7 protein-coding genes are annotated in these 7,414 nt (G+C 63.5%); 6 read left to right on the plus strand and 1 reads right to left on the minus strand.

Going from position 1 to position 7,414, the window contains the following annotated elements; translation table 11 throughout:
• Positions 1 to 352: 352 nt before the first annotated feature.
• From G3N58_RS28310 to G3N58_RS28330, 5 genes are all read left to right on the plus strand, one after another.
• Positions 353 to 1,630, plus strand: coding sequence for a VRR-NUC domain-containing protein (locus tag G3N58_RS28310; RefSeq protein WP_206000840.1), 1,278 nt, complete (start codon positions 353 to 355; stop codon positions 1,628 to 1,630).
• On the plus strand, positions 1,611 to 2,783 hold the full coding sequence (locus tag G3N58_RS28315; RefSeq protein WP_241017262.1) for a type VI immunity family protein: 1,173 nt from the start codon (positions 1,611 to 1,613) through the stop codon (positions 2,781 to 2,783). The genes G3N58_RS28310 and G3N58_RS28315 overlap by 20 nt, the downstream gene beginning before the upstream one ends.
• A gap of 242 nt (positions 2,784 to 3,025) precedes the next feature.
• Positions 3,026 to 3,697, plus strand: coding sequence for a dienelactone hydrolase family protein (locus G3N58_RS28320; protein WP_167041614.1), 672 nt, complete (start codon positions 3,026 to 3,028; stop codon positions 3,695 to 3,697).
• 187 nt (positions 3,698 to 3,884) lie between these two features.
• Positions 3,885 to 4,937, plus strand: coding sequence for a rod shape-determining protein (locus G3N58_RS28325; RefSeq protein ID WP_167041617.1), 1,053 nt, complete (start codon positions 3,885 to 3,887; stop codon positions 4,935 to 4,937).
• Between the two features lie 327 nt (positions 4,938 to 5,264).
• Positions 5,265 to 6,053 carry an alpha/beta hydrolase gene (locus tag G3N58_RS28330; RefSeq protein WP_206000842.1) on the plus strand — a complete coding sequence of 263 codons (789 nt, stop codon included), beginning with the start codon at positions 5,265 to 5,267 and terminating at the stop codon, positions 6,051 to 6,053.
• A gap of 79 nt (positions 6,054 to 6,132) precedes the next feature.
• On the opposite strand, the gene G3N58_RS28335 is transcribed toward G3N58_RS28330, so the two are convergent.
• The gene (locus G3N58_RS28335) at positions 6,133 to 6,534 is read right to left on the minus strand and encodes a hypothetical protein (RefSeq protein WP_167041620.1); all 402 of its coding nucleotides are present in this window, start codon (positions 6,532 to 6,534) and stop codon (positions 6,133 to 6,135) included.
• A gap of 428 nt (positions 6,535 to 6,962) precedes the next feature.
• Between G3N58_RS28335 and G3N58_RS28340 the strand changes: the two genes are divergently transcribed.
• Positions 6,963 to 7,414, plus strand: a 452-nt coding sequence (locus G3N58_RS28340; RefSeq protein ID WP_277396991.1) for a citrate/2-methylcitrate synthase, incomplete at its 3' end; no start/stop codon positions are given.

Here is a 7,414-nt window from a genome sequence, read left to right on the forward strand (position 1 = left end):
AGGTCATGCGGCGAAAAGTCAAACAGGATGGCGTCTTTGACGGGTTTCAGGGAGCGCCGACCCGGTTTGCACGGCAGAGAGCTTGGGCCGGTTTGCAGAATCGTGTCGTTGCTTTTCCGTGAGAAGTTGGGAACGATCACACGCCATGCATCCGCAAGCCTGGCCTATCCGGCCCCGGGTGCGCCGCTCGGGGTTGCCGCCGTGGGAGCGGCGCGAAGAACCACGCGCTGAATAGCAGGGGAACCGGTGGTGTCATGGCCGAAGGTACACCAGGAAAACGTCAGGTGTACGGATGGAGTTTTTTGCCGGCTACATCGCCGAATAACGCGGACGGAAAGGAGAGCATGGGGTTATGACAGCACAGATGATTCCCTTTGACACGACAGTGACCATTCGGGAGGACATACCCAAATACGTCCGTCTTCCGCATCAGGCGATTGGTTACCTCGAAGAAAAAATCCGCTCGGCGATGTGGTGGCCCGAGGTACTGCGGGTGCAGAGACCGGATGGCCTCGTGGGAACGAGCCTGCTCAAGCAGATTGCAATGAGCGCGGCGATTCGCGCGGATGAGAGGAAGCATGAGTTCTGCTGGCGGTATAAGGCTGAAGTGTCGTTTGATATGCGGCCATGGATAACAAGCAGACATGCAAAAGCGCCAATTCCTTTTCTGAGCAAGACCGACGGCGACACCCCCGGGCGCCGCCACAGCCAGAACCCGTTTCCTCTGCCCGGCAGCCTTGCGGGCGAAGTCCGCCGCCCGGATGTGGTGATCGTCGAGAACGAGGGCAACCGGTGGCCAGGGCGCGGAGCAGTCGATCACGACGGCATGGCGCAGTGGCCGAACCTGCTGAGGCTCGTCGAGGTCAAGTTTCCGGGAGACACCTGGGGAAAGGGACAGGAAGAAGACTATGTAGGGATAGCCGGCGATAACCACCACATGACTGTGCTGAAGGTCTCGGGCGGTGAGGAGCATGCGAAAGAGCTGGTCGAGGCGGCCATTGCCGCCGGGTTCCTCGGCAAGGTCGCCGGCAGGCTGCTGCTGCGCGCCCGGCTCCGCTCGAAGATCCCCGTCCCGCAAGCCGCATGGTTCGAGCCGTGGAGCGCGCTGGAGGGCGCAGCCGGTTCGGCCGCGAGCGGTGTGGCGGCGCTGTGGGATACGGCGGCACAAGGGGTCCGCGAGCTTTCTGCCGACACCCAGGCCTGGCTGCGTCAGAGCGCGCAGTGGCTGTTCGAGCAGGGCCGGTGGATAACGGAAGCGAGTGCCGCTGGCCATGACCATGAATGGCACTACCTCGACGACACAAACCAGGCCGTGTCGCGCTACACCACTGCTGAACTCAAGGCCGCATGGCAGCAGATCAGACAGCAGACCGACCTGACCGTCCAGCAACTGCGGCAGATCGACTGGGGACAGGTGTGCATCACCATGTCCGGGGGGATGGCCGTGGTTGTCCTCGTCATCGATGGGGTCCTCGTTCCCGTCGTGCTGACGCAGGCTCTGGTCGGCGCGCTGGCCGCGCTGGTGGCGATCACCGCGACAGCGGGCGACGCGGCGCTGATGGCGGCACTGACCAGTCCACCCAATTTCTCTTTTACTGCAAACGGATCACATGATGAATTCTTCCCATAAAAAGCCGGTGCTGACACCGGCGGAAGCCTTCAGCCGCTATGGCGAGGAACTATGTCAGCACGACAACCGGGGCGGGCTGGTGATCTTCCCGGGCGTCATCGGCACGGTGTTCTTCGAGCGCGGTTCGAAGCCCGATGTACGCCGGGGACTGTTCGCCTGCTTCGACCGTTTCGAACAACTGTTTGGTCACTACCTGAAAGGCGGCAGGAATGGCGATGACGGCCGCTTCAGCCGGAAGACACCACGCGGGGTCGAGGCGATCCGCCGGGCAATTCTGGAAGTCCCGCCAGAGGTCAAGCTGGAAGTCGTACGCTCCAGCGCGATCGATGAGGATAGCGCTGCGGCCTATCAGATCGAGACGCTGACCGATGTGGCGGTAGCCGAGGACTATACCGATCCGTCAGGATTTTTCGTGAAGAAAGGGCAGGACTGTGGCTTGTCCTACCTCAAATTCTGGATGCCGATGGATTTCGTGAACACGCCCGAAGGCGTCCGGAGCTACGAAGCGTTCCTGCGCTTCGTCTGCGAACAGCTTCCGGTGCGGGGCGGCTACGGCGGATTCTCATCCATCCTGCCGTACAGTTTCCACGAGTACATGCCGCAGGAATGGGCGCTCGCGCAGCGGTTCAGCGGGCTGGAAATCGACAGCTATGCCTTTCTACAAAAGCAGGAATACGACACCATGTCGTACGAGGGTCAATCGACCGACCACATGACGGCGATTTATGAAGATATTCGTCCCGGCGCCAAAGTCGGGCATTACGGCTTCATCAAGGGCGTGAACTGGTACACCCTTATCGGCGACCTGTTTGTCGACCGCCTCGGCGGGGAAGCGGCCGTGCGAGCCCAACTGGCACGGCCTGACATTGGCATCGAGAGGATCGGCCACTGCCTGCTGATCCGCGCGGGCGACTTCCCCCGCCTCGGCGCGCCTGAAGAGGGACTTCCCGAACCCTACGTGTTCGTCAATCGCGTGCTACGTGTGCTGCGCAACCCCGTTCCCCCCTCGCTGCACACCAACGTGCCGGGTGCCGAGCATGCCGACCCCGATGGCACCCGTCGATGGGAAGCCCGCTTTGACCTACCCGGTGCGCCACCGTTGCCGCGCACGCCTGAAATCGTCCCCGCGAAGAAAAACGACCCAGCAAACTGACTCAGGGCAACGGCATGGGTTTGATTCGATTTGACGACACCACCGACCACGGCGGCAAGGTCGCCATCGTGTCGAATCCAGCCATGTGAGTCTCACTCCGCCCCGAACACGAAAATTCCGCCTTCCCAGCACAAACCCACCCCGCAGCGTATGCTCGCGCCTGAGGCCCCACGCGTCGTCTTCGCGTTCAGCAGCAGGGCCGCGCAACCCACCACGAATCCAACGCTAGAAAGGACCCCCCCATGAACTGGGAACAATTCGAACATGGCTGGCGGCGCGCGCCGGTGAATGCGCCCGCAACGAGTCTCGTCGTGCTGATGCACGGTGTCGGCAGCAATGCGCGTGACCTGATGCCGCTTGCCGATATCTGGAGCGAGAGCCTGCCCAAGGCGGCGTTCGTGTCGCTCGACGGCACCGAGCCGTTCGATGGTGGCTTCGGCGGCCGTCAGTGGTTCAGCCTGCGCGACGTCAGCGAGGCGAACCGCGCGGCGCGCGTCGCCGCCGCGTATCCGGCGCTGCGGCGCGTGCTCGACGCCGAACTCGCGCGCTGCCAGCTGTCTTTCGAAAAACTCGCGCTCGTCGGCTTTTCGCAAGGCTCCATCATGGCGCTGCATCATGTCGCGGAAAATCCGCAGGGAGCCGCGGCGGTCGTCGCCTATTCGGGGCGGCTCGCCTCTGCCATCACCGCGCATAACGACACACCGCGCGCCACGCCGCTCACGCTGATCCACGGCGAGGACGACAACGTGATCCCGGTGCGCGAACTCGAGCACGCCGCCGCCGCGTTCAGCGCGGCTGGTTATCCGGTCGATGCCTATGCGCTGCCCGGCGTCGGCCACACGATCACCGGCGAAGGCGTCGCGCTCGGCGGCGCGGCGCTGCAGCGCGCGCTCGATGCTGTGTCGCGCAATTGACACAGCGCTGATCGAAAGTGTCTCTAAAGGTTTCGATCCGCTTGCCGTTACAGGCTTAATGGATCGAGAATCATCTTCACCGCGCGCAAGCGCAACGCCCAGCCGGGCGTGGCGCGCGGTTCGGAGCACCGGGGGCGCATTCCAGACCCGCCTGAGACGGTGGATCACGACATATCAGAGCCTGCCTATGGCCACATCGACGCCGCATTACCCGCTTTTCGAGCGACTGTTCCGTCACTCCGTGGCGGTAGACCTCGGCACAGCCAATACGCTCATCTATACCGACGACGGCGGCATCGTGGTGAACCAGCCGTCCGTGGTCTGCTTCGAGAAAGAGCCGGCAACCGGACCGAAGCGCATCGCAGCGGTCGGCACCGAGGCGCGTCAGCTGCTCGGCCGCGCACCGCTCAATCTCGAAGCGGTGCGGCCGATGCGCCACGGCGTAATCGCCAATTTCTCGGCCGCCGAACAGATGATCCGGCAATTCGTCGACATGGCGCGTCCGCGCTCGCTGTTCAGCCGGCGCGCCGCGTTCACGGTGTGCGTGCCCGAAGGGGCGACCCAGGTCGAGCGGCGCGCGATCCGCGAGGCCGCCGAGGCGGCCGGCGCGTGGAAGGTCAGCCTGATCGGCGAATCGCTCGCGTCGGCGCTCGGCGCGGGCTTGCCGGTGAGCGAGGCGATCGGCTCGATGGTCGTCGACATCGGCGGCGGCACGACAGAAGTCGGCGTGATCGCGCTCGGCGGCGCCGCGTATAGCGGCTCGGTGCGCGTCGGCGGCGACAATTTCGACGCGGCCATCGTAAGCTACGTGCGCAATCTCTACGGCGTGCTGCTCGGCGAGCAGACGGCCGAGCACGTGAAGAAGAGCATCGGCTCGGCCGTGCACGACGTGCCGCTCGAACAGATGAGCGCGACCGGCCGCAGCGTCGACGACGGCTTGCCGCGCACGGTACAACTGAGCAACCGCGATGTCGCCGAGGCGATCGAGGGGCCGCTGCGTCAGGTGATCGGCGCGGTGAAACGCGCGCTTGAACTGGCGCCGGCCGAACTGGTCACCGATATCGCGCACAACGGCATCGTGCTGACCGGTGGCGGCGCGCTGCTCGGCAACCTCGGACAACGCCTCACCGATGAAATCGGGCTGGACGTGTATGTCGCCGACGAACCGCTGACCTGCGCGGTGCGCGGCGCAGCGGCGGCCGCCGCGACGGGCCTGCTTGACGAAGCCGGGTTCGAGTGAGCGGGGCGGGGCTCGTGCGTGTTTGTTGGTGCGTTCGCGTTAGCACCCTTGCGCAATGACGTGCCGGTGAGCAGGTCGATGAGCCAGCCCATGCGGGCTGATTGAAGCGTTCGACAGCGCTTATGTGACAATACGTCCCACGTCCCCCTTTCAGGGATGCCAATGCGCTTCTTTTTTCAACGCTTTTTTGCTGGGGCCGCCGAATCCGCGTAGCGCCACGCCGCCCGTGAACCACTCGTGAATCAATCCGTTTCCGCTTCGTCTGCCTCGTCCACTTCCTCCGCCTCGCCCTCGTCATCCTTTATCGAATTGCAGAACGGTTTGCGCATGCCCTATGTCGAAGCTGGCGAGGGTGAATTGCTGCTGTTCGTGCACGGCTCGCTATGCGATTACCGCTACTGGCAGCCGCAGCTTGCCGGTCTGTCGAAGCGCTATCGCTGTGTCGCGGTGAGCCTCACGCATTACTGGCCGGTGACCGACAGCGGCCAGGACCTGCCGTTCAGCTGGAGCGGACACGCGGACGAAGTCGCGGAATTCATCGAGCGTTTCGGCGCGGGACCGGCGCACGTGGTCGGGCATTCGCGTGGCGGCTGTGTGGCGTTCCATTTCGCGCGGCGTCATCCCGAGCACGTGCGCACGCTGACACTTGCCGATCCGGGCGGGCCATTGCAGATTGCCGGCCGTCCGCCCGCGCGTCTGCCGGAAACGGTCAACGCGTTGCGCGCGAAAGCGGCGCAGTTGATCGAAACGGGCGAGGTGGAAGCGGGCCTGCAGCTGTTCGTCGATTCGGTGAGCCGCCCTGGTTTCTGGGCCATGAGCACGCCAGGCTTTCGCCGCATGGCGACCGACAATGCGCACACGCTCGCGCGGCAATTCCGTGATCCGCTGCCTACGTACGTGCCCGAGGAAGCGGCTGAGGTGCGTTGCCCGGTGCTGTTGATCGATGGCGAGAAGAGCCCCGACATGTTCCGGCGCACCGTGACTGCATTGCAGGGATGGCTGCCCGATGCGCGCCGCGAGACGGTGCGCGGCGCGTCGCACGGCATGAATCTCGCGCACCCGTCGGCGTTCAATCGCTATGTCGACGAATTCGTCGAGGCCATGAGCATGCGCTGAAGATGCGGTTGCAGTGAGAACATCACGGGCGATCGGTGGTTGTGCGCTTCACCGATCTCCCGCGAGACGCATGACGTCTTTATGCCTTGCGATGCGCATCCTTGTCGAGCGCGCGTTCGGCTGCTTCGCCGACGAGCCCGTGATAGTAGAGATGCACGCCGATCGCGAGCGAGTCGTTGCGAATTTCATGGAACACCTTCCATGCTTTGGCCGGGTCCTTGAACAGCAGATAGTGCGCTTCCTGTGCGATGAGGTCAGCGACTTCATGCAGCCCGTGGCCGTGCAATACGTCCACGAGCGTATCGAGACTGCGATGCGTGCGCGCGTCGGTGCGCGGATAGAGCATGTGCAGTACGGCGACGTCCTGCGTCTTCAGCGCCGCCGACAACGCGACGACGATGTCCTGGTGATTGAGCGCGGTAACGGTGCTGTCTTCGGTATGGATGTGGTCCGGGAACAGCGTTTCGAGCGATGCGTTCATCGTGTCCTTCCTGTTTTTCTATCTGTTCAAAAAGCCCGCATCGGATAGCGGGCCGTAACGTCAAAGCACGGACCGAGTATCGCAGATGGATGCGGGCCGGCGCAGTGCGCGCGCCGCAAAACATTGTTGCAACGATGATGCTGACTTTCATTTAGCTGGCAATGCGCTGAGGCGCGCGAAGGCGACCCGGGGGAACCGCGAGGCGTGCGTTCGCGGACGACGAACAGACGTGCGCCGGCAACGAATGTTGCGTGCATCGAGATGGATTGTTGCAGTCAATCGTCGCAATCAATGCGGCCTCGGCCCGTAGAATGCGTGGCGAGCCTGAGCATGCCCGTATTTCTCCGAGCGCGCCGATGTCGCGCTTGCCTGTCCGACCCTCATGCATGCCGGCACGTGTTCGGTATCAAAGCAAAAGGAAGATCCAGATGAATTCGAAGACACACGCAACGCTGAGCTTCTCCGACAGCGATCAGACCATCGATCTACCGATCTATCAGGGCACGCTGGGCCCGGACGTCATCGACATCCGCAAACTGTACGGACAGACCGGCAAGTTCACCTATGACCCGGGCTTCATGTCGACGGCGTCGTGCAATTCCGAAATCACGTATATCGACGGCGACAAGGGCGAGTTGCTGTATCGCGGCTATCCGATCGACAACCTCGCGCAGAATGCCGACTTCCTCGAAAGCTGCTACCTGCTGCTGAAGGGCGAACTGCCGAACGCGCAGCAGAAGGCCGAATTCGTCAACACCGTCACGAAGCACACGATGGTGCACGAGCAGATGCAGTTCTTCTTCCGCGGCTTCCGCCGCGACGCGCACCCGATGGCGATTCTGGTCGCCGCGGTCGGCGCGCTGTCCGCGTTCTATCACGA

This window comes from Paraburkholderia sp. Ac-20342 (assembly GCF_017104985.1).
GTDB lineage: Bacteria > Pseudomonadota > Gammaproteobacteria > Burkholderiales > Burkholderiaceae > Paraburkholderia.

What these genes read in the sequence shown, in the direction of transcription:
- G3N58_RS28310 (WP_206000840.1), top strand. Translation starts at nt 353, where the DNA reads ATGACAGCACAGATGATTCCCTTTGACACGACAGTGACCATTCGGGAG.
- G3N58_RS28315 (WP_241017262.1), top strand. Translation starts at nt 1,611, where the DNA reads ATGATGAATTCTTCCCATAAAAAGCCGGTGCTGACACCGGCGGAAGCC.
- G3N58_RS28320 (WP_167041614.1), top strand. Translation starts at nt 3,026, where the DNA reads ATGAACTGGGAACAATTCGAACATGGCTGGCGGCGCGCGCCGGTGAAT.
- G3N58_RS28325 (WP_167041617.1), top strand. Translation starts at nt 3,885, where the DNA reads ATGGCCACATCGACGCCGCATTACCCGCTTTTCGAGCGACTGTTCCGT.
- G3N58_RS28330 (WP_206000842.1), top strand. Translation starts at nt 5,265, where the DNA reads ATGCCCTATGTCGAAGCTGGCGAGGGTGAATTGCTGCTGTTCGTGCAC.
- G3N58_RS28335 (WP_167041620.1), bottom strand. Translation starts at nt 6,534, where the DNA reads ATGAACGCATCGCTCGAAACGCTGTTCCCGGACCACATCCATACCGAA.